The sequence below is a fragment of the Achromobacter ruhlandii genome, assembly GCF_002082135.1.
In the GTDB taxonomy this organism is placed as follows: domain Bacteria; phylum Pseudomonadota; class Gammaproteobacteria; order Burkholderiales; family Burkholderiaceae_B; genus Achromobacter; species Achromobacter ruhlandii.
The window spans coordinates 1688074-1711075 of sequence record NZ_CP017433.1; the positions used below are offsets into that span (position 1 = coordinate 1688074).

Consider the following 23002-nt stretch of genomic DNA (forward strand, 5'->3'; position numbering starts at 1 on the left):
TCATGAACAGGCGCGGTATGCTGGGTCGCAGAAAGAGGGCATCCGAAGTGCATCAGAACAACTTGATCTACAAGGGATACCGGCTTACCGCCAAGGTGTCCCGGGGCGACGGCGCTGAAGTCCAGGCGCTGCCCAGCGGCCCCGTTTTCATCGCATCGATCATGGTGGTCCAGGCGGGCGCCGTGCAGGAAGGCGGCGACGAATACCCCGTGCCACGCTTTGCCGAGGGCGGCTTCGTCTACAGTCCGCGCGAAGCGGTGCATGCGGCCATCCTGCATGGCCGCGAGATCGTCGACGGCCTGACCCACATGGCGTCCTGACCCTATTCGGCGGCGAATACCGCCTTCCAGTCGCGCGTCTTGGCCAGCGTCAGCACGCTGGCCGACTGTTCGAGGATGGCCACGGCCTTCTTCAGTTCCTCGGCCGAGGCGCCGTCTTCCAGGATCACCATGCGCGAGTTGCGCGCATCGGCCATTTTCACGTCCGACATCTTGCCGTGGGTCTGGTAGACCTGCGTCCAGTCCATTTTCTTGCCGGCCTTCAGGGCGATCGGTTCGATGTAGGTCAGCGCGGTGCTGCCGGCGGCGCGCACGGCGAAGGCGAAGTCGGCGGTATGGCCGCTGCTGCCCTTGGCGCGCGCGCCCTTGACCATGCGGTTGGGGCCGACGCCGGCCGCCAGCGCGCGGCCGACCTGGGCGCGAAAGCGCAGCTGGCTGAAGCGCGGCATCCACTTGGCGCACTGGAACGACAGCGCCATGGCCAGCTTGACCGCATCCCACAGCGCTTCCTGCAACTGTTCGTTGGGGCCGGAGGCGACGATGGCGCCCGACTTGTCGAAGTGCGCCAGGCTCACGCCCGGCGTTTCGTTGAGGATGTCGATGCGCTTGGCCGCCAGGTCGATGCCGTAGCTGGAGGCGTGCATCGCCGTTTCACAGGCGTCGGTGAGGTAGAACGTGGCGTCGTCCGGATGGGCGATGAAAAATGCCGCGTGCTGGCCGTCCAGGCCCAGCGTCATCGGCGAGATCGCGCGGATGGCGTGTTCGCCCGCCGGCAGAACGGTCCAGCCGGAGGCTTCCAGGAAATTGCTCATAGGATCAGTTCGATTTGTCGGCCCTTGAGGGGATGCGCGAAACCGCCGGTCAGGGTCAGGTTGGCCCTCGGCAGGAAATACTGCATCAGCTCGGCGATGGTGTGCAGGGCGGGCACGACGGGTTCGGCGTAGCCTTCGCCTTCGTCCACCCAGAGGTGTTCGTGGCTGCGGTCCGCCAGCGGCTTGCGATATTGCGGGCGGCCTTCGCCCACCAGGCTGGTGTGGAAGGAGTCGTCGGTGTCGACGCCGAAGACGCGGTGCGGGCCGACGAACAGGCTGGCACAGAACGCCTCGGCCAGGAAGATGGTGGCCTGGCCGTGCACGTCGGTGCGGGCGCCGCGGTAGGTGGCGCGGAAAATCACGTCGTCGCGCACTTCACCCTTGACGCGGCACGGGCTGGCGAATTCCATCCACAGCGGGGTGATCGCGGCCGGCTTGGGGATCCAGGCGACCGGCTTGACGGTTTCCTTGGGCTCCGCAAGGATCTCTTGCACCTCGTCAGGGGTGATTAACGGTTCGAACTTGTTGGCCATGGAACGGATCTAGAGTCTGGGAATGCACCGCCGGGCCGCCCAGCGGAAAAGCCCCCTCGCGGGGGCTCTGGCCCGCGCCGCCTGATGGGCGCGGGGGCGTAATCTTACAAGATGAAGACGGCGTCGGGTCCGAGGCTGTATGGATATACAGGCTTGGCGGCGCGGCGGCCGGCATGCCGGCCTACAGCGAGCTGGCGGCGAAAGTATCGCATTGCTTGAGGTCGCCGCTGTCCAGGCCGCGCTTGAACCAGCGCACGCGCTGCGCCGACGAGCCGTGGGTGAAGGCGTCCGGCACCACGTAGCCCTGGCTCTGCTTCTGCAGCCGGTCGTCGCCGATGGCGGTGGCGGCGGCCAGCGCTTCCTCGACGTCGCCGCTTTCGAGGATGTTGCGGGCGGCGTTGGCGCGCTGCGCCCACAGGCCGGCGAAGCAGTCGGCCTGCAGTTCCATGCGCACCGACAGCGCGTTGGCCTGCGACGGGTTGCGCCGGCGCAGGTTGTCGACCTGGTCGGAGATGCCCAGCAGGTGCTGCACGTGGTGGCCGACCTCGTGCGCGATGACGTAGGCCTGGGCGAAATCGCCGGGCGCCTTGAAGCGGTTCTGCAGCTCGTCGAAGAAGGCCAGGTCGATGTAGACCTTGCTGTCGCCCGGGCAGTAGAACGGCCCCATGGCCGCCTGGCCGGTGCCACAGGCCGTGGGCGTGGCGCCGCGGAACAGCACCAGCTTGGGCGGCACGTACTGGCGGTTCAGGTCTTTCTGGAAGATGGCGCTCCAGGTGTCCTCGGTTTCGCCCAGCACCTTGGAGACGAAGCGCGCCTGCGGGTCGTTGGCGGGCGGCCGCGCGGCCGGGCCCTGTTGCTGCTGGGCGGGCGGGCCCTCGGCCATTTGCAGCACCACGCTGGGGTCGACGCCGAAATACATGGCCACCAGGGCCAGCACGATGGTGCCGATGCCGATGGTGCCACGGCCGCCGATGCGCGGTCCGCTGGCGCGGCGGTCTTCCACGTTGTCGCTTTCGCGGGAATCGTCCAGGCGCATACTGTGTCTCCGGGCGGGCCGGCAAGGCCGCCATGTGTTGCCAGGGCCGCCAATGGTGAAGCGGCCTTCAAGAGTGTTAGGATAAACCCATGGCTCTCCATTTAGATATCCACCCCGCGAATCCCCAACCGCGCCTGCTCAAGCAGGCCGCCCAATGGCTGAACGACGGGGGGCTGGTGGCGGTGCCCACCGACTCCAGCTACGCGGTGGTCGCGCGCCTGGACGACAAGAACGCGGCCGACGGCCTGCGCCGCCTGCGCGGCCTGGACGAACGCCATCACCTCACGCTGCTGTGCCGCGACCTGGCCGAGATCGGCCACTTCGCCCGCGTCGACAACCGCCAGTACCGCCTGCTCAAGGCCGCCACGCCGGGGCCGTGGACCTTCATCCTGGAAGCCACCAAGGAAGTGCCGCGACGCGTTTCGCATCCATCGCGCAAGACCATCGGCATCCGCGTGCCGGATCACGCCGTCATGTTGGGGCTGCTGGAACAGATGGGCGCGCCGCTGCTGTCCACCACCCTCATCCCGAAGGGGGAGGACGACGCCCTGAACGACGCCGAGGACATCCGCGAGCGCTACGACCACGACCTGGCCGCCATCATCGACGCCGGCGCCTGCCCGCATTCGCCGACCACCGTGATCGACCTGACCGGCGCCGAGCCGGTGGTGGTGCGGGTGGGGCGCGGCGATCCGGCCACGCTGGGCCTGGCCTGAAACGGCCGATCGCGCGTTCACGCGGCGGCGCGCGCCGCCGGCCGCCGCCGCCACGCGGCAGGCATGGCGCCGCTTTGCATCCGGCCGCACTGTTCGTCACGCGGCTCCTCTACAATCCGCTTCGCCATGAATGACATCATCCAGACGATCGCGGTCTACGCGATACCGGTAATCTTCGCCATCACCCTGCACGAGGCCGCGCATGGCTACGTCGCGCGCATGTTCGGCGATCCGACCGCCTACCAGGCGGGCCGCATCAGCCTGAACCCGGCGCGCCACATCGACCCGATCGGCACGCTGCTGGTGCCGGTGGTGATCCTGCTGACCTCCAAGCTGCTGGGCAGCCCGGGCATGCTGTTCGGCTGGGCCAAGCCGGTGCCGGTGGATTTCGGCCGTCTGCGCCGTCCCAAGAAGGACATGCTGTGGGTGGCGCTGGCCGGGCCCGCCGCCAACCTGCTGATGGCCATCCTGTGGGTGTTTTCGCTGCGCCTGTTCCTGGAAACCGGCATGCAGGAGAGCTTCTGGTTCGAAATGGCGATGGCCGGCGTGCAGGTCAACCTGGTGCTGATGGCGCTGAACCTGCTGCCGATTCCGCCGCTGGATGGGGGACGCATCCTTTTCAGCCTGCTGCCCAACCGCCTGGCCTGGCAATACTCGAAAATCGAGCCGTATGGGCTGGTGATCGTGGTGGTGCTGCTGGTGACCGACGTGCTGTGGATATTGATGCGTCCGGTATTGGCTTTGGGAACGACGATCGTTCAGTGGTTCCTCTAGGATTTTGGCCAATATCCGTTAAACTCAGCGGTTTCATTGATTCTGGCCCTGGGGCATCCCGCCGTGGGGCTTTGGAGCCCCTCATTTATGGCATCCCCTGCAACCGCCGCAGGCGTTAATTTCCAGGGCAGCATGGTGGCCCTCGTCACCCCGATGCAGCCCGACGGCAGCCTGGACTACGCGGCCTATCGGTCGCTGATCGACTGGCACATCCAGGAAGGAACCGATGCACTGGTGGTGGTGGGCACCACCGGGGAATCGCCGACGGTCTCCATGGAAGAACACGCGGAACTGATCCGCGTCGCGGTCGAGCATGCCGCGGGCCGCATCCCGGTCATCGCCGGGGTGGGCGCCAACTCCACCGACGAAGCCATCCACCTCACGCGCCACGCCAAGGCGGTGGGCGCGCAGGCCGGCCTGTCGGTGGTGCCGTACTACAACAAGCCGTCGCAGGAAGGCCTGTACCGTCACTTCCGCGCCATCGCGGAAGCCGTCGATCTGCCGACCATCCTGTACAACGTGCCGGGCCGCACCGTTGCCGACATGAGCAACGACACGGTGCTGCGCCTGGCCCAGGTGCCGGGCATCATCGGCATCAAGGACGCCACCGGCGACATCGCCCGCGGCGGCCTGCTGCTGCGCGAGGCGCCGGCCAGCTTCCAGGTGTTCAGCGGCGATGACCCCACCGCCGCCGCCCTGATCCTGCTGGGCGCGCGCGGCAATATTTCCGTGACCGCCAACGTCGCGCCCAAGCTCATGCGTGACTTGTGCGCCGCCGCCCTGGCGGGCAATGTGCCGAAGGTGCGTGAACTTAATGCGCACCTGGCCCGTCTGAACAAGGCTTTGTTCGTTGAAGCCAATCCTATTCCCGTCAAGTGGGCGTTGGCCGAAATGGGCCGCACCGCGCTGGGCTACCGCTTGCCGCTGGTGGAACTGGGCGTATCGCACCACGAAACGGTGCGTCGCGCGCTCCAGGAAACGGGCCTGCTCTAAATATCGTGAGGATACGTATGAACAAGCGTCATGCCGGTCTGTCGGCATTGATGTCTCTGGTGTTGTTGGCCGGCTGCAGCGAGGTCAACCAATTCCTGGGCAATGAAGAGTCCGTCAATTACAAGAGCGCCGTCACGCAACGTGGCGAACCGCTCAGCATCCCGCCCGACCTGACCCAGGCCGCCAGCGATCCGCGCTATCGCGCGCCGACGTCGGGCTCGACCACCTATTCGCAGTTCCAGCAGCAGGGCCAGGCCCAGGCCTCAGCGCCCAAGGCCAGCAACGTGCTGCCCAACCGCCAGGACATGCGCGTCGAACGCGATGGCGACCTGCGCTGGCTGGTGGTCGACCGCGCGCCCGAGGACGTGTTCCCGCGCCTGGTCGACTTCTGGACCGAAAACGGCTTCACCGTCGCCAGCAACAATCCGGCCGCCGGCCTGATCGAGACCGACTGGGCGGAAAACCGCGCCAAGATCCCGGAAAGCTGGCTGCGCCAGGCCCTGGGCGCGGTGCTGGAGTCGGCCTGGGACAGCGGCGAGCGCGAGAAATTCCGCACCCGCGTCGAACGCGTCAACGGCCACACCGAGATCTACGTCAGCCACCGCCAGATGCTCGAAAAGCGCGTCGGCGGCGACGGCTCGCAAGTGCAGTGGCAGAACGGCAAGGAAGATCCGGGCCTGAACGCCGCCATGCTGGCGCGCATGATGGTCTACCTGGGCACCGACGTCGACAACGCCCGCAAGCTGGTGCAGCAGGCCGAGGCCGCGCCGCAGAAGCCGGCGGTGCAGCAGGATGTCCGAACCCAGGGCGCGCAGCTGATCGTCAGCGAATCGTTCGACCGCGCCTGGCGCCGTGTCGGCGTGGCGCTGGACGGCGGCGGCTTCTCGGTCGAGGACCGCGACCGTTCCGCCGGCGACTACTACGTGCGCTACTTCGACACCGACACGGGCGAGAAGATCGACCAGCCGGGCTTCTTCAGCCGCATGTTCTCGGGCGACAAGAAGGCCGAGGCGCCGCAGTACCGCATCCACCTGAGCGCCAGCGGCGACCAGACCAACGTGACGGTGCTGGACGCCAAGGGCGAACGCGACAACAGCGCCACCGCCCAGCGCCTGCTGAGCGTGTTGAAGGACAAGATGTAATCCTGCCCCTGGCCAGGCGTCGCGTCGCCTGGCTGGCCCGGAAAAGGCCCCTGCGGGGGCCTTTTCCTTTTTGGGCGCCTTTCCCTTGATAGAGAAACAGACAGACAAGAAAAAGCCCCGGCGCGTGGCCGAGGCTTTTTGCGTGATCAGCGCGGGGGTTGGTCGCTGATTACGATGCGGGCGTGGTCGAGCCGCCCGGGGTGTTCGAACCGCCGCCAGGCGTGGTGCCAGGCGTGGGGGCGGGCGCCGGCGAGCTGGCCGGCGGCGTGCTCGAGGGGGCCGGGGTGGTGGCGCCCGGCGTGGGGTTGTTCGCGGGGGCCGGGGCATCTTCCTTCTTGTTGCACGCGCTGAGCGAGACCGCCAGCACCGACGCAATAATCAAGGTTTTGCTCATCATTTTTGGACTCCTGTAGATGACGACTCTTGAAACCCCGTCAGGGGAAACCAGAATCCAGGCTACAGGAACGCGTAAGCCTTGCGAGTGTGAAAGTTAAAAAGGTCGCATCCCAACGGCAACAAACCTTTCCGCGCGGTGTGATGTCTTGCTTTATGTGACCCTGCGCATAGACCTCATTGCGTTCTGTGCAAGACGGATACGCGCAGGTTTCCGGATACTACGAGGCGACGTAATGGATCCAGCCCGAGTCGAGCCAGTCCGCCAGGCAAGCGCGCGCCTCGTCCGACAGGCGCGCGCAGGCCGGATCGGCGCAGTCCAGGCTGCGGGCATCGGCCAGCTTGCATAGCGCGGGCGTCGCGGGCGTCATGGCGGTTTCGCCGTTGATGAAAAGCTGCTTGCCGCGATAGAGCATGCGGCTGCGGCGGTCCAGCACCAGCCTGCCGCTGGCGGGCCAGTCTTCTTCCAGGTCCACGTCCAGGCCTTCGGGGCCGTCGAACACGCTGAGATTGCTGGGCTCGGTCAGCCAGCATCCCAGGAAGCGCGAGGCCAGCGCGTCGTCGAAACGCAGCTTGCTGACGGTGTCGAGCGTGGCCTGCACCAGCGCATCCGGCACCTGCGCCGGCGTGGCCACGGCGGCCTGGGCCGGATCACGGTAGACAGCCGACAGCTTGGGGCCGGGCAGCGCCGGCTCGCCGTAGGGACCGCCCAGCAGGCCGACGCGCGCCATCACCTGATCGGCGGCGGCTTCGAGCAGGCCGCGCGCCAGCGTGGCCTGCGTGGGGGCGCGGAAACCGATCGAGATGGTCATGCAGCCGTCGCCGGCGGCGATGCCGTCGTGCGCGGCCTGCGGCGGCAGGTAGAGCATGTCGCCGGGCGCGAGCACGGCCTGTTCCTCGGGCTGGAAATGGCTGAGGATCTTGAGCGGCAGGTCGGGTTCGAGCGACAGGTCTTTCTGGCGGCCGTAGCGCCATTCGCGCTCGCCGGCCGCTTGCAGCAGGAACACGTCGTAGCTGTCGAAGTGCGGGCCGACGCCGCCGCCGTGGCTGGCGATGCTGATCATCACGTCATCGAGCCGCGCGTCGGGAATGAAGCGGAACTGCTGCATCAGTTCGGCCGCGGCGTCGCTGTGCAGGTCGACGCTTTGCACCAGCAGGGTCCAGTCGCCTTCGTTGTCCTTGGGCAGGCGGGCGAAGGGGCCGTTCTCCATCTGCCATTCGCCATTCTCGCGCCAGATCAGGCGCGATTCGACGTCGTCGCGGCGCGCCAGCTTCTTGATCGCGGCGATGGTCACCGGCGGCTTGAAGTCGGGGATGGCCTGGCGGATCAGCAACGGCTTCTTCTGCCAGTAGCGGCGCATGAAGTCGTTGGGGCTCTGGTTTCCCAGCAGCGGCAGGGGATGGTCGAGGTTCATTGCAGGTGCTTCTTCAGGCGGTAGAGGGCGTCCAGCGCTTCGCGCGGGGTCAGGCTGTCGGGGTCGATGCCGGCGAGTTCCTCGCGCAGCGTGTCCAGCGCCTCGATGGCGTCGGCGCGGTCGGCTTCGGCGTAGGCCTGCGCGTCGGCCTCGGCCGCGGCCGAGAACAGGCCGAGCTGCGGCGTGGGCGCGCCTTGCGCTTCGAGCCGTTCGAGTTCGCGGGTGGCCTGGCGGATCACGGCGGCGGGCACGCCGGCGCGTTGCGCCACCTGGATCCCGTAGCTGCGGCTGGCCGGGCCTTCGCGCACTTCGTGCAGGAACACGATGCCGCCGGCCGACTCGGCCGCGGCCAGGTGCACGTTGGCCGAAGCGGGTTGTTCGGCCGGCAGGCGCGTCAGTTCGAAGTAGTGGGTGGCGAACAGCGTCAGGGCGCGGTTGTGCGCCAGCAGGCGGCAGGCGATGGCCCAGGCCAGCGCCAGGCCGTCGTAGGTGGAGGTGCCGCGGCCGATCTCGTCCATCAGCACCAGGCTGTTGGGCGTGCTGGCCGCGAGAATGGCGGCGGCCTCGGTCATCTCCATCATGAAGGTCGAGCGTCCGCCGGCCAGGTCGTCGGCGGCGCCGATGCGGGTGAAGATGCGGTCGATGCGGCCGATGCGGGCGCGCGCCGCCGGCACGAAGCTGCCGATGCGCGCCAGCAGCACGATCAACGCCACCTGCCGCATGTAGGTCGATTTACCGCCCATGTTGGGGCCGGTGATGAGCAGCATGCGGCGCGCGGGATCGAGGCGGCAGCCGTTGGGCGTGAAGCGTTCGATGGCCTGTTCGACCACCGGATGGCGGCCGGCGTCGATGTCGATGTCGGCCTGCTCGGACAGTTCGGGGGCGATCCAGTCGTGGCGCCGCGCGTGGTCGGCCAATGCCGCCAGCGTGTCGAGTTCGGCCAGCGCGCCGGCGCAGTCGGACAGCGGGCGCACGTGTTCGGCCAGCACGTCCAGCAGTTGCTCGAACAGCCACTTCTCGCGCGCCAGCGAGCGGTCCTGCGCCGACAGCACCTTGTCTTCCCAGGTCTTGAGTTCCGGGGTGATGTAGCGTTCGGCGTTCTTGAGCGTCTGGCGGCGGCGGTAGTCTTCGGGCACCTTGGCGGTCTGGCCCTTGGTGACCTCTATGTAGAAGCCGTGCACGCGGTTGAATTCGACGCGCAGGTTGCTGATGCCGGTGCGCTCGCGTTCGCGCGCTTCCAGCTGCACCAGGAAGTCGCCGCCGTCGGCGGCCAGGGCGCGCAGTTCGTCGAGTTCGGCGTCAAAGCCGGCGGCCAGCACGCCGCCGTCGCGGATCGCCACGGCCGGCTCGGGGGCGATGGCGCGGGCCAGCAGGGCGGCCAGCGCCGGGTCCACCGACAGATGCGAGACCAGGTCGTTCAGGCGCGGCGAGGCGGCCATCGGCGCGACCAGGTCGCGCAGCGCCGGCAGGGCTTGCAGGGCATCACGCAGGCTGGCCAGTTCGCGCGGGCGCACCGAGCGCAGCGCCAGCCGCGCGGCGATGCGTTCGATGTCGGGGAAGGCGTTGAGCGCGCCGCGCAGCGTCTCCAGCAGGCCCGCCGAGCCGAAGGTCTGTTCGACGTCCATGCGCCCGGCCAGCAGCGTCGAGATGGCATGCTGGCGGGCGTGGGCCTGTTCGTTCTCGCGCAGCGGATGGTGCAGCCAGCGGCGCAGCAGGCGGCTGCCCATCGGCGTGCGGCAGCCGTCCAGCAGCGAGAACAGCGTGGGCGAATCCTCGCCCGACAGCGTCTGCGTCAGTTCGAGGTTGCGGCGCGTGACCGGGTCGAGCAGCACGAACTGGCCGGGGCGCTCGGCCGACAGGCTCTGCACGTGCGCCAGCGCCTGTGACTGGGTGCGGGCGGCATAGCGCAGCAGCGCGCCGGCGGCGCAGATGCCGGCCGGCATGTCTTCGATGTCGAAGCCGGCCAGCGTGTCGGTCTTGAAGTGCGCCAGCAGGTGCGCGCGGGCGCCGTCGCTTTCGAAGTGCCAGTCGGGCACGCGCGAACGGGCGCCTTCGAACGGGAAGTCGAATTCGGCGCTGTCGGCGCAGACGATCTCGGCCGGCGCGATGCGGTGCAGCTCGGATTCGAGCTGCGCCGGCGCGCATTCGGTGACGCGGAAGTCGCCGCTGGCCAGATTCAGCCAGGCCAGCCCGGCGCGCGGCGCGCGCGCGTTGCCGGTGACGAACACCGCGGCCAGCGCGCGGTCGGCCTTGGCCGGCAGCAGGGCGTCGTCGGTCAGCGTGCCGGGGGTGACGATGCGCACGATGCGGCGCTCGACCGGGCCCTTGGAGGCCGCGGGATCGCCGATCTGTTCGCAGATGGCGACGGACTCGCCCATCGCCACCAGCCGCGCCAGATACTGCTCCATCGCGTGCACCGGCAGCCCGGCCATGGGGATCGGCGTGCCGTTGGAGGAGCCGCGCTTGGTCAGCGTCAGGTTGAGCAGGCGCGCCCCGCGTTCCGCGTCTTCATAGAACATTTCATAGAAGTCGCCCATGCGGTAGAACAGCAGCAGGGGGCCGGCCTCCGCCTTCAGGCGGAGGTATTGCTGCATCATGGGGGTGTGGCCCGCGTGGGCCTCGGCGGCGGTGGTCTGTGTTGCGGAATTCATGCCCGTGATTGTATCGGGCCGGGGCGGGGCGGGGGAGCTGAGGCGGAGGGTGGCGCGGCGTCGCCCGGCCGGGTTGCCCGGCGCGGGAACCTTCAGGCCAGGAAGGGCAGCAGGACGATGCCGTGGACCAGCACGAAAATGCCGACGAGGCTCATGGAACCGCGCGTCTCAGTACAACGTGCTGGCGACCCGAGCCGGCAGGTCCCGGTCGTAAGCCACGCCATCGAAGGTGCCAGCGGTCAGGTCGGACAGCATGCGGCCGACGCTGGGCAGCGCCGTGCGCGGGATCTGGGTGGCGGGGTCCCACAGCCGCGAGCGCAGCAGGGCGCGCGAGCATTGGAAGAACACTTTCTGTACGTCGACGATCAGGACCGAGCGCGGCTGCTTGCCGTCCATCTCGAACCGTTGCAGCAGCGCCGGGTCGACGCTGATGCGCGCGGTGCCGTTCACGCGCAGCGTTTCGTTGACGCCGGGAATCAGGAACAGCAGCGCCACGCGCGGCTCGGCCAGGATGTTGCGCAGGCTGTCGATGCGGTTGTTGCCGCGCCGGTCCGGCAGCAGCAGGGTCTTTTCATCCTCGACCACGACGAAGCCGGCGGGATCGCCGCGCGGCGACACATCCAGGCCGTCCGGGCCGGAGGTGGCCAGCGCCGCGAACGGGGCGGCCTCGATGAAGGCGCGGTAGTGCGGATGGACGTGGTCCACTTCTTTTTTCAGCGAAGCTTCGCCCGGTTCGCCATACAGGGCTTGCAGGGCGGCGGCGTCGGTAACGAGATGGGCGGTGTCCAGGGGCATGGCGAAGGCTCGGGGAAAGGGTGGGCGGCGGGCGATTGGACCCGTGCCGACGTGCTGCAAACGGAGAAGAATACCTCACGGGTGTCGCCGCGTTCCCGCTCGCGGTCAGCGAGCGTCATATCCGTCGCGGCCTCAGCTGCCGACCGGATCGACGATCATCAGCACGCCATGGCTGCCCGCGACGACGGCGTGCGGCACGCCGGCCGGCGCCAGATACATGCCGCCGGCCGCGACCTCGATCACTTCGTCCCGCACCGACAGGCGCAGGGCGCCGCTGATGACGATCAGGGCCTCGTCGTAGTCGTGGGTTTCGGCGGGGGAGGGCTGGCCATCCATCCGCAGGACTTTGATGTTGCTGCCGCCCGTTCGGGCGAGCACCTCGGATTTCCAGGCGTCGGGCAGGCGGCTGGCGGCGTCAACCAGATTGAGCAGGGGCATGGTCGGTGTATCGGGACGGCGCCCGAGCGGATGGGCTGCGCTTGCATGCCCCGGGAAAGAGAAAAGCGGTTCAGCCTTCCTGGCCGTAGCCGAAGGGCCAGCGGCGGCGGGTGGGTTCGGGCTTGGCGGTGTCTTCTTGCATGTTTTTCTCCGTAGGGTGCATTCCGGGAAATTCTATTTCCCGAGATGTAACAGCATTGCAAGGGATCGTTAGCACTCTATCGCCGCGGGCGGCTCGTCAGTCGGCCGCGAACAGCGTGACCTGGCGTTCAAGCGCGTACGTGGCGCGGTAACTGGCGGGCGTGGCGCCGCGATCGATCAGCAGCAGCCCTTCGCGCTCGGCCGCGGCCAGCACGTCGCGCAGTTTCTGGCCGCCGTCCAGGCCGGTGGCTTCCTGCAGCCGCCGCAAGGGCAGGTAGTCGCCATTCTTGACGCCGGCCAGGCGCGGGAAGGCGCTGAGCCAGATGCTGCGGCTGGGTGGGGAATTGATCAGACTGGTCATGGGGTGGGGCGCCCTTGCGGTCGGATTGCTGTATGGATAAACAGTATATCCGAACATCGGACCGAATCCCGACCGCATGTCGCACCGCCGGGAGCCGGGCCGCCGGCGCTAGCGCGTTGCCCCCGTATGGGCCAGCAGGCATTGCACCAGCGCGTCGAACACCGCTTTGCAACGCGGGCTGGCGCGCAGGTCTTCGTGCATGGTGATCCAGGTTTCGAGCTGGAATGACACATGGTCGGGCAGCACCGGCGCCAGTCGCCGGTCGCGGCGGGCCAGCGCCACCTGGCAGAAGCCGATGCCCGCGCCGGCGCGGATCAGGGCCAGTTGCGCCAGGTCGCTGTCGGCCCGCAGGGCGAAGCTGTCGCGGCTCCAGGGGACCGCCAGGCGTTTGCCGGCGCCGCGCAGGAAGGGGGTTTCGGTGTCATAGCCGATGAGCGTGTGGCCGGCCAGGTCGGCCAGCGTGGCGGGCGTGCCGCGGTGGCGCAGGTAGTCCTTGCGCGCGTACAGGCCGATGTCTACATGGCCGACCGGGCGCGCGATCAGTTGTTCCTGTTTCGGCGGCGCCATGCGCACGGCGATGTCGGCTTCGCGCAGCAGCAGGTTCTGCACGCGGTTGGTGGGGGCCAGTTCGAGGGTCAGGCGCGGGTGGTCGCGGCGCAGGCGCGCCAGCACCGGGGGCAGCACCTCGATGCCGATGACCTCGCTGGCCGAGATCCGCACGGTGCCGGAGACACCCGGGCCCTGCGCGGCGGCCGCGCGTTCCAGGGCCGCGGCGTGGCTGTGCATGGCTTCGGCGTAGCCGCGCAGCGCCAAGGCGGCGTCGGTGGCCAGCAGGCCGGTCTGCGAGCGGGTGAACAGGACTTGGCCCAGGGCCCGTTCGAGCGCCGCGATGTGACGGCCCACGGTGGGCTGGGTGATGCCCAGCGCCCGTGCCGCGCCGGACAGGGAGCCCTCGGCGAGCACGGCGAGAAAGCTGCGATAGAGTTCCCAGCCGATCGGTTTGGTCATGCAGAAATGTATAGCGGCAGGGCGAAGTTCGGCAATTTATTTCGTATGGCCGCCGCGCCAGAATGGTCGCCATGGATTCACGGGAGATGACCATGACGATGATCGAATCGAGCCGGCCGGGCGCCGCGCTGGTGCTGGGCGCCACGGGCGGCGTTGGCGGCGAGGCGGCGCGCCAGCTGCGCGACGCCGGTTGGGGCGTGCGCGCGTTGGCGCGCGGGTTGGCGACGGAAACGGCGCGGCGCGACGGCATGACGTGGCTGCGCGGCGATGCCATGAATCGCCAGGACGTGGCGCGGGCGGCGCTGGGGTGCGAGGTGATCGTGCATGCCGTCAATCCGCCGGGCTATCGCCGCTGGGGCGAACTGGTGTTGCCGATGATCGACAACACCATTGCGGTGGCGACCGCCCAGGGCGCGACGATCGTGCTGCCGGGCACGATCTACAACTACGGGCCGGATGCGTTTGCGGTGCTGCGCGAGAGTTCGCCGCAGCATCCGCTGACGCGCAAGGGCGCGATCCGGGTGGAGCTCGAACGTCGCCTGCGGGCGGCCAGCGAACGCGGCGCGCGCGCGCTGGTGCTGCGCGCGGGTGATTTCTTCGGCCCGCGCGCCGGCAACAACTGGTTCTCGCAAGGACTGGTCAAGCCGGGGCGGCCGTTGCGGCGCATCAGCAACCCGGGGACGCCGGGCGTGGGGCATCAGTGGAGCTATCTGCCGGACGTGGGCCGGGCCCTGGTCGAGCTGCTGGCGCGGCGCGAGGCGCTGGCGCCGTTCACCGCCCTGCATATGGCGGGGCATTGGGATCCCGACGGCACAGGGATGGCGGCGGCGATCGCGCGGGTGGCGCGCCGTCACGGCCTCGAACCGCGCGTGGCCGCGTTTCCATGGGGATTGCTGCGGCTGGCGGCGCCTTTTTCGGAGACCGTGCGCGAGCTGCTGGAGATGCGTTACCTGTGGCGTCAGCCGCTGCGCATGGACAACGCGCGCCTGGTCGGCGTGCTGGGCGCCGAACCGCATACGCCGCTGGACGAGGCGGTCGCGGCGACGCTGCGCGGGCTCAATTGCCTGCCGGCCGCGTTGCCGGCGGCCGCGGCCTGAAGGGGGCGCCGGCGCATCCGGCTTGCTGGCGCCGGACCGGGCCATGCACAATGGCGCCACGCGGCCGTTCGCAGCGCCGCGGGAGCGCCCGATGCCTGATTTGCCCTTTCCCGCGACGCTGGATGCCAGCGAACGCGTAACCATCGCCCACGGCCCGCACCGCGCCGAGTTCGCGCCCGGCGGCGGCGGGCGCCTGACGCGCCTGTCGACCGATGCGCACGACTGGATCGTGCCGCTGGCCGAGACGGATTGGCCGCTGGCGCAATGGCCGCGCGCCGGTTCCTATCCGCTGGCGCCGTACTCGAACCGGGTGCGCGACGGGGTGTTCACTTTCGGCGGCGCGCGGCATGCGCTGCAATCCTTGCCGGGACGGCCGCAGGCGATCCACGGCGGCGGCCTGTACCAACCCTGGGAGGTGCGGCACCTGGCCGACGATGCCGTGGATCTGGTGCTGCGGCAGCCTGCCGGCGTGCTGGGCTGGCCGTGGCCGTATGAATGCGTGCAGCGCTACCGGCTGGATTCGCGCGGCCTGTCGCTCACGCTCCTGATGATCAACCACAGCGATGCGCCGATGCCATTCGGCTGCGGCATTCACCCGTATTTCACCGCGACGCGCGTTGCCTTGCATGCGCGGCGCATCTGGCCGACCGATGCCGATGGCCTGCCCGGCGCCAGCCAGACCGCCCACGTGCGCGAGCTGGGCCAGTCGGCGGAGGGCTGCGATACCTATCTGTCGCAGTGGGGCGGCCGCGCCACGCTGCACTGGCCGGATGGCCATGAACTGGCGCTGCACGCCGATCCGGCTTTCGCGCACCTGGTGGTCTACACCGCGCCGGGAGCGGATTTCCTGTGCGTGGAGCCGGTCACCAATGTGGCCGACGCCTTCAACCTGGCTGCGGCGGGCGAGACGCGCACCGGCCTGCGGGTGCTGGCGCCGGGCGAGCGTTTCAGCGCGTCGATGCTGCTGGCGCTGCAAGCGCCGCGTGGCGTGCGTTGATGGCGCGCGGCGATGCCGCTGGCAACGACCCGACGCTCCGGCGATAATCCGGCAAAAACCCAATCCAGGAGTCGTTACGTGAAAAAGCTCAGCACCGAACAATTGCAGGCGGCCGCCGAAACGCTGCGCCGGGTGCAGGCCAGGCTGGCCCGTTCGGGCAACCTGCCGCTGGAGCCGACGATCTACGCTTGCGCCAAGGGATTCCGGCGCAACGTGCCCGACTATGTCTGGTCGTGGCTGTCGGGCCTGCTGGCCCCGCACAAAAGCCTGTCGGCCTGGATGGACACGCACCAGCCGGGCTGGCGCGAAGGCAAGATTCCGGCCGCGGCGGTGTATGCGCGCACCGAAAACGGCTGGTTCGACTGGCTGATCGCGCAACTGGAAGACGAGATCCGCGATCCGCACGCCCGCGCCCGGCGCGACGGGCAGGCCTGATCCGGCTCCGGGCCGGGAAGGCGCGCGATTGCGGACGGCAATGTCCGTAGTCTCGCGCCCGCCGGCCTCTTTTTCGCGGCGTCGCGCCGGGCCATAGTGTTGCCTGTCTTTCACCGCAGGAGCCGACAGGGCCTTTCCCGTTTCAGCCACCTTCAAGCCCGCGCCGGATGGCACGGTATTCATCGTCAACGTGATTCATGCCCATCCGGGCCGGCAGGAGGACGCCTTCCAGGCGATCCAGGAGGTGGTGCATTATGTCGCGCGCACCAAGCCGGGGTTCCTGTGGAGCAACCTGGCCAAAAGCACGGACGGCAAGACCGTGGTGAACATCGAGGCGATCTCGGGGGCGGGAAAGGTCGACGAATTCTTTTCCGATCCGGTGTTCGTGGAGAAATTCCGCAAGCTCGATGCGGTATCGACCAGCGAATTCCACACCTACCAGGTCGATGACCTGGTGTTGCCCGGGCTGCCCGCCGCCTGAGCCGACGGCGCGCCAGGTTTCGCGCGATTTGATCGGGCTGTGTGAAGAAACGCGCGGCGGCGCCGACAGGATGTGTCGGCGGCTCGGGTCGGGGTCAGGCGCGCGCCCGCGAACGCGCCGCGCGCAGGCGCCGCAGCACCAGCACCAGCAGTTCCTGCGCCGCGGCCACCAGCAGGGCGGCCAGGATCGAACCCATTACCAGGGCGTCCCACAGGCGCGGCGGGCCGACCCGGAACTGGATGGTGTCGAACACCAGCCCGGCGGTGATGCCCGCCACGATGACGGCTTTCCAGCCCTGCAGCGGCACCAGCCGCAGCATCAGCAGGGCGACCGCCACCATGCCCCAGAGCATGGGTTCCCGCGCTTGGTCGAACAGGTGAGAAATCAGAGCCAACTCCCGAAGGCGCGGCGGCGGGCGGCAGGCCCGCGGCGCGCAGTCGAGGTTTTACCTCTTTCTCCGGGCGAATGCGAGACGCCCGTCCCATTTTTTTCGTCGGGACGGGCCGGGCGGATCAGAAGCCTTCCAGCACCACCTTGCCGCGCGCCTTGCCGCTCTCGATGAAGGCGTGGGCGCGGCGCAGGTTTTCGGCGTTGATGCGGCCGTAGTGCTCGCCCAGCGTGGTGCGCAGGGTGCCGTTGTCGATCAGCCGCGCGGCCTGGTTCAACAGCTCGTGCTGGGCGATCAGGTCGGGCGTGTTGTGCAGCGGCCGGGCGAACATGAATTCCCAGTGCAGCGAGGCCGACTTGCCCTTGAGCAGGCGCACGTCGATGGCCGAGGGGTCGTCGATCAGCGCGATCCTGCCCTGCGGCGCGATGGCTTCGGCCAGTTGCGGGAAATGCTGGTCGGTCTGGGTCAGGCCGGCGATGAAGCTGACCTGCGGATGGCCGATGCGCTTGAGTTCCTCGGCCAGCGGGCGGGTGTGGTCGATGACGTGATGGGCGCCCAGCTCGGTGACCCAGGCCTGGGTCTCGGGCCGCGAGGCGGTGCCGATGATGGTCAGGCCGGTCAGCTGGCGCGCCAGTTGCACCAGGATCGAGCCGACGCCGCCGGCCGCGCCGACCACCAGCAGGGAGCCCTGGCTGGGCGCGGCGTTGTCCAGCACGCGCAGGCGGTCGAACAGCAGTTCCCAGGCAGTGATGGTGGTCAGCGGCAGCGCGGCGGCCTGCGCGAAATCCAGGCGCTGCGGCATGCGGCCGACGATGCGCTCGTCGACCACGTGCAGTTCGCTGTTGGCGCCGGGGCGGGTCAGGGCGCCGGCGTACCAGACGCGGTCGCCGGGCGCGAACAGGCTGGTCTTGGCGCCCACGGCGCGCACGATGCCGGCGGCGTCCCAGCCGATGATCTCGGGCTGGCCGTCCTTCGGCTTGCGGTTGGCGCGGATCTTCACGTCCACCGGGTTGACGGAAATGGCTTTGACTTCGACCAGCAGGTCGTGGTCGCCGGGCACGGGCTCGGGCGCGGTGATGTCCTGCAGCGATTGCGGGTCGGTGGCGGGCAGGTTCTGGAAGTAGGCGATGGCTTTCATGGGGGATCTCTGAACGGGAAAAAGGGATCAGGCGATGGTGCGGACCACGCCGCCATCGACGCGCAGGGCGGCGCCGTTGGTGGCCGAGGACTGGCGCGAGCAGGTGTAGACGACCATGTTGGCCACTTCCTCCACCGTCGCCAGCCGGCGCAGCAGCGAACTGGGGCGGTGCTGGGCGATGAAGTCGCGTTCCATCTGTTCTTGCGGCAGGCCTTGTTCCCTGGCCATTTCGGCGAAGAAATCGACCACGCCTTCGGAGCGCGTCGGGCCGGGCAGCACGGCATTGACGGTCACGCCGCTGCCTGCGGTCAGCTCGGCCAGGCCGCGCGAGACGCCCAGCATCGCGGTCTTGCTGACGCCGTAGTGGATCATCTCGGCGGGAATGTGCAGCGCCGATTCGCTGGAGATGAAGACGATGCGGCCCCAGTCGGCGGCCAGCATGCGCGGCAGGTAATAGCGCGACAGGCGCACGCCGCTCATGACGTTGGTGTCGAGCATGTAGCGCCAGTCGTCGTCGGTGATCTCGGTGAAGGACTTGGGCGCGAAGTAGCCGGCGTTGTTGACCAGGATGTCGACATCGGGATGGGCGGCGCAGATCGAGGCGGCGCCGTCGGCGGTGGACAGGTCGGCCTGCACGGTGTGGACCTGGGCGCCCGGATGCTGGCGCGCGACGGCGTCGGCGGCCTGCTTGAGCTTGTCGGCGTTGCGGCCGTGCAGCACGACCTGGGCGCCGGCCTCGGCCAGGCCTTGGGCGATGGCCAGTCCGATGCCGCCGGACGAGCCGGTGACCAGGGCCTTCTTGCCGTCGAGTTCGATTTTCATGGGGGGACTCCAAAAGCGTGGGGGTGACGCCATCATTACCCAGTGGCGAATGCGGAAAAACCGGCTAGCATCGGACTCAGTTTCAATAATTTTTTGAAAATGAGCCCTTCATGGTTCGGTTTGAAGACCTGCGCATCTTTGTGGCGGCGGCGGATCACGGCAGTTTTTCGGCTGCCGCGCGCGAGCTGGACCTGACACCGGCGGTGGCCAGCGCCGCGCTCAAGCGGCTCGAACTGTCGCTCGAAACCCGCCTGTTCGTGCGCTCGACGCGCAGCCTGCGGCTGACCGGCGACGGCGAGCGCTACCTGGAATACGCGCGCGCCGCCTTGTCGAGCCTGCAGGCCGGCCAGAGCGCGCTGGCGCGCGACAAGACGGCGATCTCCGGCACGCTGTCGGTGTCGATTCCGTCGGACCTGGGCCGCCATGTGCTGCTGCCCTGGCTGGACGAATTCCAGCAGCGCCATCCGCGCGTGAACTTCCAGGTGCGCATCAGCGACCGCCTGGCCGACCTGTACCGGCAGCCGGTCGATATCGCGCTGCGCTACGGCACGCCCGGCGATTCGGGCCTGGTGGCGCTGCCGCTGGGCGAGCACAACCGCCGCGTCGTGTGCGCCGCGCCGGCCTATTTCGCGCGCCACGGCATGCCGCGCACCCCCGCCGACCTGCGCCGCCATAACTGCCTGTGCTTCGTGCTGGGCGAGTCCCTGCACGACCGCTGGGCCTTCGAGCACGAGGGCGACGCGGTGACCGTGCCGGTCAAGGGCGACCGCGTTGGCGACGATGGCGACCTGGTGCGGCGCTGGGCGCTGGCCGGCCACGGCGTGGCCTACAAGTCGCGCTACGACGTGCTGGCCGATCTGCGCGCCGGGCGGCTGGTGCAGGCCTTGCCCGACTACATCGGCGAACCGTCGCCGCTGTACCTGCTGTGCGTGCACCGCATGCTGCTGTCGCCCGCGGTCAAGCGCCTGCGTGAATTCCTGCAGGCGCGCCTGCGGGAGTTCGAGGCCGGCGCCACGCCGTGACCGCCGCGCCGCTCAGTGATGGGCGGCGGCGCGGTTGGCGGCGCGGGTGCGCGCGGCTTTCTTGGCGGCGGCCGAGCGTCCCGCCGCGCCCTTGGTGGCGGCGGCCTTTTTCGCGGCGGCCGAACGATCCGCCGCCGTGCGCCGGCTGGCCGTCTTGGACGCATGGCGCGACAGGGCGGACTTGGACGCCGGCTTGGCGCTTTCACGCTTGAGGGCGCGGGTGGTGGCGCGGGCGCGCGTGGCGGATTTCGCGTGGCCGTCGTGCGCCGCCTCGCTGTCCTGCTTGGCCTTGCGGCGGGTGGCCGCGCCGGCCTTCTTGGGCGAGGGCAGGTCGACGCCGGCGCGGCGCGCCTTCGACAGGCCGATGGCGATGGCCTGCTTGGTCGAGCGCACGCCGTGCTTGCCTTCGCGCACGTGGTCGATTTCCTCGCGCACGAATTCGCCCGCTTGGGTGGATGGGGACTTGCCTTGCTTCTTGTCGCGCGCGGCGCGTTGCAGCGTTTTCCGTTCAGGCATGACAACCTCCTGGCTTGCGTTTCAGAAGCGAGACCGCGACGTGGGCGAGGCCGCGCCGACGGAACTCGTAACACCACTCTATGCCCCGCGCGGTATCCTGTGTGTTCGAATGGATTGCCGGTCGTAAGCGCCGGAACCCCGCGCGCGGCCGACGATTCGCAACGCTTCCCCCTCAAAGGAGACAAGCCATGTCGAATCATGTCTACAAGCAGATCGAACTGGTGGGCTCGTCCACCAAGTCCACCGACGATGCGATCAGCAAGGCCATCGAACGCGCGTCCGAAACGCTACGCCACCTGGATTGGTTCGAGGTCACCGAGGTGCGCGGCCACATCAAGGACGGCAAGGTGGCGCACTGGCAGGTCGGCCTGAAGATCGGCATGCGGCTGGAGGATGGCGACGTCTAGCGCGTCGCCGGGGCGCGGTCCCGGCCGCACAGGGTGGCGTGCAGGTCGCGGGCGCGTCCGCGCGGCTGCTCCTTTTTTGAGCGCTGACTGCAAGTGCTTGCCGGATAAGCTTTTTTTCAGCTTGTCATGAGACTGTTCAGAGGTTTGTCCACATTCCGTGGGGACAAATCCGGCCGCGCGCCGCATCCATCGCGCGGCGGCGGTCGCGGTCGTACCGCGGGAGCGGCCCTGAGCGTTTATTGCCCGCCCGCCGCAAGGCCTTGGCGGCAAAGGGATTTTCGTGGCTGCCCGCAGGCTGTCCTCAGCCTTATCCACATTTCCCGGGGACAACCCGGCGCCTTTTCGGGCCGCGCTGGGCCTTTCTTGATCACCCCTCGCAGGTGCTTGATGTGCAAGGGAAAATCCGAGCTGCCCTCATTCTGTCCTCATGCTTGTCCACAGAATGCTGGGACAAATGGCCGTGTTGGCGCGTGTGCTGGCGCCAGGCGCGGGATTCGTCCTTCAGGCGGTGGATAAGTGCTCCGGAGATCGGCCAAACGGTCGATTGCGCATTTTTTGATCGACACTTGCAAGTGCCTGGCATGACAGGCTTTTTCGCACCTGCCCCACAGCTGTCCTCAAGCTTCTCCACAGTTGGCGGGGATATTGTTGGCCCCCGCGCGGCGCGCACTGCGTGTGCTTGCAGCCCCCCGAGGGGGGCTGCCCGGCCTCGGGCGGCCGGGCGGCTTTTTTTGGGGCGGTGTTGGTGGGCAGGGGGGCGCGCGCGAGGCGTGCTTGTTGCCTGCTGAGGCGGAGGCGAAGGGAAATATTTGGGAGCGGGGGCGCTCTATCCACAAAAAAAGCCCCCCGGCTTGGCGGGGGGCGTGATCGCCCGGAGGTAGACGGGCGATCGGTTGCCGGGCGGGCAGGCGCCCTTGGCCCGGCAGCGGCGGCAATCAGGCGTTGAACTTCTTGACCCAGTCGACGTAGCGGTCGATCCAGCCTTGCAGGAACTTGCGCGTGCCTTCGTTGGTGATGTTGTACTGGTCGTCGACCAGGCCATCGGTGTACTGCAGGAAGACTTCCGGCGTGGTCAGGGCGTTGGCGCCTTCGGCGGCCAGGATGTTGCGCAGGTGCTGCTGCATGAGGGCGGTGCCGGCGGCGCTGGGCGAGGTGCCCAGGATGCCCACGGCCTTGCCGGCCCATGAATTCTGGCCCCACGGACGGGTGCCCCAGTCGATCGCGTTCTTGATGGCGGCGGGCACCGAGCGGTTGTGCTCGGGCGAGACAAACAGGATGCCCTGCGCATCGAGGATCTGCTGCTTGAGCTTGGCCGCGGGCGCGGGCAGGTTGTTCTCGTTGTCCTGGTTGTACAACGGCACGTCGCCCAGGCTGACGTAGTCGAACTTGAAGTCCGCGGGAACCAGTTTTTCCAGTGCGCGCGCCAGGCGCAGGTTGATCGATGCGGCGCGCAGGCTGCCGACGAAGACGGCGATCTTGTAGGTGCTCATGAGGCGGGGCTCCTGGGTCGGGGGAAAGCCCAGTGTAGACCTGTCCTCATGACGGCTCAATGGCGGCGAACCCATAAGGTTATGGACGGTGTTGACTTGTGTCAGGACGCGGCGGCCCGGCCCGGTCCCACGGGCGGCACGGACGGGTTACGCGCTCATCAGGCTGACGTGCGCCGACACCACGCGCCAGCCTTGCGGCGTGCGCATCCAGGTCTGGCTCTGGCGGCCAATGCGGTCGCTGCCGTCGCGCTGGAATTCGATGTTGGTGGTGGCGAAGTCGTGGCCATAGGTGGTGATGGCGGTGCGCAGCACGCGGCGCGCCAGGCCTTGCGGCGAACGACCGGCGCGGAAGGCGCGGATGGCGTCATAGCCGTAGAGGTTCTCGCCGGCGCCATAGCGCAGCGTATGGGGGCTGTCCCAGAACAGCTCGTCGAGCACGTCGACCTGGTTGTTGACCAGGGCGGCTTCATAGCGCGCGAAGGCCATGGTGACCTCGGCGACGACGGCGGGCAGGTTGATGTCCATGTGAGGATGTGCTCCGTGTTAAATGCACCACTATGGTGCTTGATTCAGGGTAATCACCAATATGGGGTGTGTTGCGGTGCGTCAATTCCGCCGCGGCGGGCGGCAATGGCCCTGTCCGCGGGGGATTGCCGCGCCGCCAGGCTGGCACGCCGCTTGCTAGGGTTTACACCACATAACACGCTACACGCCGCTCCAGGA

General features: G+C 68.5%; 27 protein-coding genes. 11 read left to right on the forward strand and 16 right to left on the reverse strand.

Going from position 1 to position 23002, the window contains the following annotated elements:
• The first annotated feature begins 47 nt into the window (after nt 1–47).
• Nucleotides 48–320, forward strand: coding sequence for a hypothetical protein (locus AruCF_RS07720; protein WP_080977371.1), 273 nt, complete (start codon nt 48–50; stop codon nt 318–320).
• A 2-nt stretch (nt 321–322) separates the two neighbouring features.
• Here the strand turns inward: AruCF_RS07720 and AruCF_RS07725 are convergent, their stop codons facing one another.
• The 3 genes from AruCF_RS07725 to ypfJ all read right to left on the reverse strand — a co-directional run bounded on the left by AruCF_RS07725 (nt 323) and on the right by ypfJ (nt 2659).
• Complete coding sequence (locus AruCF_RS07725) at nt 323–1090, reverse strand: DUF1828 domain-containing protein (RefSeq protein WP_049072877.1); 768 nt, start codon at nt 1088–1090, stop codon at nt 323–325.
• Complete coding sequence (locus tag AruCF_RS07730; RefSeq protein ID WP_049072878.1) at nt 1087–1623, reverse strand: hypothetical protein; 537 nt, start codon at nt 1621–1623, stop codon at nt 1087–1089. Before AruCF_RS07730 ends, AruCF_RS07725 begins: the two co-directional genes overlap by 4 nt.
• Before the next feature lie 181 nt (nt 1624–1804).
• Nucleotides 1805–2659, reverse strand: a complete 855-nt coding sequence (ypfJ, locus tag AruCF_RS07735) for a KPN_02809 family neutral zinc metallopeptidase (protein WP_049072879.1) — start codon at nt 2657–2659, stop codon at nt 1805–1807.
• Between the two features lie 89 nt (nt 2660–2748).
• Between ypfJ and AruCF_RS07740 the strand changes: the two genes are divergently transcribed.
• From AruCF_RS07740 to bamC, 4 genes are all read left to right on the forward strand, one after another.
• Nucleotides 2749–3375 (forward strand): L-threonylcarbamoyladenylate synthase, encoded by a 627-nt coding sequence (locus tag AruCF_RS07740; protein WP_049072880.1) that lies wholly within the window; start codon nt 2749–2751, stop codon nt 3373–3375.
• Between the two features lie 126 nt (nt 3376–3501).
• Nucleotides 3502–4149 (forward strand): site-2 protease family protein, encoded by a 648-nt coding sequence (locus AruCF_RS07745; RefSeq protein WP_049072881.1) that lies wholly within the window; start codon nt 3502–3504, stop codon nt 4147–4149.
• 87 nt (nt 4150–4236) lie between these two features.
• Entirely contained in the window at nt 4237–5142 is a 906-nt protein-coding gene (gene dapA, locus AruCF_RS07750) for a 4-hydroxy-tetrahydrodipicolinate synthase (RefSeq protein WP_049072882.1), read from the forward strand.
• Between the two features lie 17 nt (nt 5143–5159).
• Entirely contained in the window at nt 5160–6284 is a 1125-nt protein-coding gene (bamC, locus tag AruCF_RS07755) for an NlpB/DapX family lipoprotein (RefSeq protein WP_049072883.1), read from the forward strand.
• Between the two features lie 169 nt (nt 6285–6453).
• On the opposite strand, the gene AruCF_RS07760 is transcribed toward bamC, so the two are convergent.
• The 7 genes from AruCF_RS07760 to AruCF_RS07790 all read right to left on the reverse strand — a co-directional run bounded on the left by AruCF_RS07760 (nt 6454) and on the right by AruCF_RS07790 (nt 13486).
• Nucleotides 6454–6681 (reverse strand): endopeptidase, encoded by a 228-nt coding sequence (locus tag AruCF_RS07760; protein ID WP_080977372.1) that lies wholly within the window; start codon nt 6679–6681, stop codon nt 6454–6456.
• A gap of 217 nt (nt 6682–6898) precedes the next feature.
• Nucleotides 6899–8092: a ribosomal protein uL16 3-hydroxylase gene (locus AruCF_RS07765; protein ID WP_049072884.1), complete on the reverse strand. Its 1194-nt coding sequence runs from the start codon at nt 8090–8092 to the stop codon at nt 6899–6901.
• A complete protein-coding gene (gene mutS / locus AruCF_RS07770) occupies nt 8089–10743 on the reverse strand; it encodes a DNA mismatch repair protein MutS (protein WP_049072885.1) in 2655 nt (884 codons plus the stop codon). Before mutS ends, AruCF_RS07765 begins: the two co-directional genes overlap by 4 nt.
• A gap of 168 nt (nt 10744–10911) precedes the next feature.
• Nucleotides 10912–11538: a pyridoxamine 5'-phosphate oxidase family protein gene (locus AruCF_RS07775; protein WP_049072886.1), complete on the reverse strand. Its 627-nt coding sequence runs from the start codon at nt 11536–11538 to the stop codon at nt 10912–10914.
• A gap of 132 nt (nt 11539–11670) precedes the next feature.
• Nucleotides 11671–11976 (reverse strand): cupin domain-containing protein, encoded by a 306-nt coding sequence (locus tag AruCF_RS07780; protein ID WP_049072887.1) that lies wholly within the window; start codon nt 11974–11976, stop codon nt 11671–11673.
• Nucleotides 11977–12214: 238 nt separating this feature from the next.
• Nucleotides 12215–12478, reverse strand: a complete 264-nt coding sequence (locus AruCF_RS07785; protein WP_063579915.1) for a hypothetical protein — start codon at nt 12476–12478, stop codon at nt 12215–12217.
• Nucleotides 12479–12586: 108 nt separating this feature from the next.
• Nucleotides 12587–13486, reverse strand: coding sequence for a LysR family transcriptional regulator (locus AruCF_RS07790; protein WP_049072889.1), 900 nt, complete (start codon nt 13484–13486; stop codon nt 12587–12589).
• Nucleotides 13487–13572: 86 nt separating this feature from the next.
• On the opposite strand from AruCF_RS07790, the gene AruCF_RS07795 reads away from it, so the two are divergent.
• The 4 genes from AruCF_RS07795 to AruCF_RS07810 all read left to right on the forward strand — a co-directional run bounded on the left by AruCF_RS07795 (nt 13573) and on the right by AruCF_RS07810 (nt 16496).
• The gene (locus AruCF_RS07795) at nt 13573–14583 is read left to right on the forward strand and encodes an NAD-dependent epimerase/dehydratase family protein (protein WP_049072890.1); all 1011 of its coding nucleotides are present in this window, start codon (nt 13573–13575) and stop codon (nt 14581–14583) included.
• Nucleotides 14584–14674: 91 nt separating this feature from the next.
• Nucleotides 14675–15580 carry an aldose epimerase family protein gene (locus tag AruCF_RS07800; RefSeq protein ID WP_049077641.1) on the forward strand — a complete coding sequence of 302 codons (906 nt, stop codon included), beginning with the start codon at nt 14675–14677 and terminating at the stop codon, nt 15578–15580.
• A gap of 78 nt (nt 15581–15658) precedes the next feature.
• A complete protein-coding gene (locus tag AruCF_RS07805; RefSeq protein WP_049072891.1) occupies nt 15659–16015 on the forward strand; it encodes a hypothetical protein in 357 nt (118 codons plus the stop codon).
• Nucleotides 16016–16205: 190 nt separating this feature from the next.
• A complete protein-coding gene (locus tag AruCF_RS07810) occupies nt 16206–16496 on the forward strand; it encodes an antibiotic biosynthesis monooxygenase (RefSeq protein ID WP_235432758.1) in 291 nt (96 codons plus the stop codon).
• A 94-nt stretch (nt 16497–16590) separates the two neighbouring features.
• On the opposite strand, the gene AruCF_RS07815 is transcribed toward AruCF_RS07810, so the two are convergent.
• The 3 genes from AruCF_RS07815 to AruCF_RS07825 all read right to left on the reverse strand — a co-directional run bounded on the left by AruCF_RS07815 (nt 16591) and on the right by AruCF_RS07825 (nt 18844).
• Nucleotides 16591–16890: a hypothetical protein gene (locus AruCF_RS07815; RefSeq protein WP_372363406.1), complete on the reverse strand. Its 300-nt coding sequence runs from the start codon at nt 16888–16890 to the stop codon at nt 16591–16593.
• Nucleotides 16891–17008: 118 nt separating this feature from the next.
• Nucleotides 17009–18022, reverse strand: coding sequence for a zinc-binding alcohol dehydrogenase family protein (locus AruCF_RS07820; RefSeq protein ID WP_049072894.1), 1014 nt, complete (start codon nt 18020–18022; stop codon nt 17009–17011).
• A gap of 27 nt (nt 18023–18049) precedes the next feature.
• Entirely contained in the window at nt 18050–18844 is a 795-nt protein-coding gene (locus tag AruCF_RS07825; protein ID WP_049072895.1) for an SDR family NAD(P)-dependent oxidoreductase, read from the reverse strand.
• A 110-nt stretch (nt 18845–18954) separates the two neighbouring features.
• On the opposite strand from AruCF_RS07825, the gene AruCF_RS07830 reads away from it, so the two are divergent.
• Nucleotides 18955–19866: a LysR family transcriptional regulator gene (locus AruCF_RS07830; protein WP_049072896.1), complete on the forward strand. Its 912-nt coding sequence runs from the start codon at nt 18955–18957 to the stop codon at nt 19864–19866.
• 12 nt (nt 19867–19878) lie between these two features.
• On the opposite strand, the gene AruCF_RS07835 is transcribed toward AruCF_RS07830, so the two are convergent.
• Nucleotides 19879–20382 carry a DUF6496 domain-containing protein gene (locus tag AruCF_RS07835; RefSeq protein WP_049072897.1) on the reverse strand — a complete coding sequence of 168 codons (504 nt, stop codon included), beginning with the start codon at nt 20380–20382 and terminating at the stop codon, nt 19879–19881.
• 188 nt (nt 20383–20570) lie between these two features.
• Here AruCF_RS07835 and AruCF_RS07840 point away from each other — a divergent pair, with 188 nt between their 5' ends.
• Nucleotides 20571–20789, forward strand: a complete 219-nt coding sequence (locus AruCF_RS07840; RefSeq protein ID WP_006386517.1) for a dodecin — start codon at nt 20571–20573, stop codon at nt 20787–20789.
• A gap of 935 nt (nt 20790–21724) precedes the next feature.
• Here AruCF_RS07840 and AruCF_RS07845 read toward each other — a convergent pair.
• Both AruCF_RS07845 and hpxZ read right to left on the reverse strand, forming a co-directional pair.
• Nucleotides 21725–22279, reverse strand: a complete 555-nt coding sequence (locus AruCF_RS07845; protein WP_049072898.1) for an NADPH-dependent FMN reductase — start codon at nt 22277–22279, stop codon at nt 21725–21727.
• Nucleotides 22280–22426: 147 nt separating this feature from the next.
• Nucleotides 22427–22804: an oxalurate catabolism protein HpxZ gene (hpxZ, locus tag AruCF_RS07850; RefSeq protein WP_049072899.1), complete on the reverse strand. Its 378-nt coding sequence runs from the start codon at nt 22802–22804 to the stop codon at nt 22427–22429.
• Nucleotides 22805–23002: the final 198 nt, after the last annotated feature.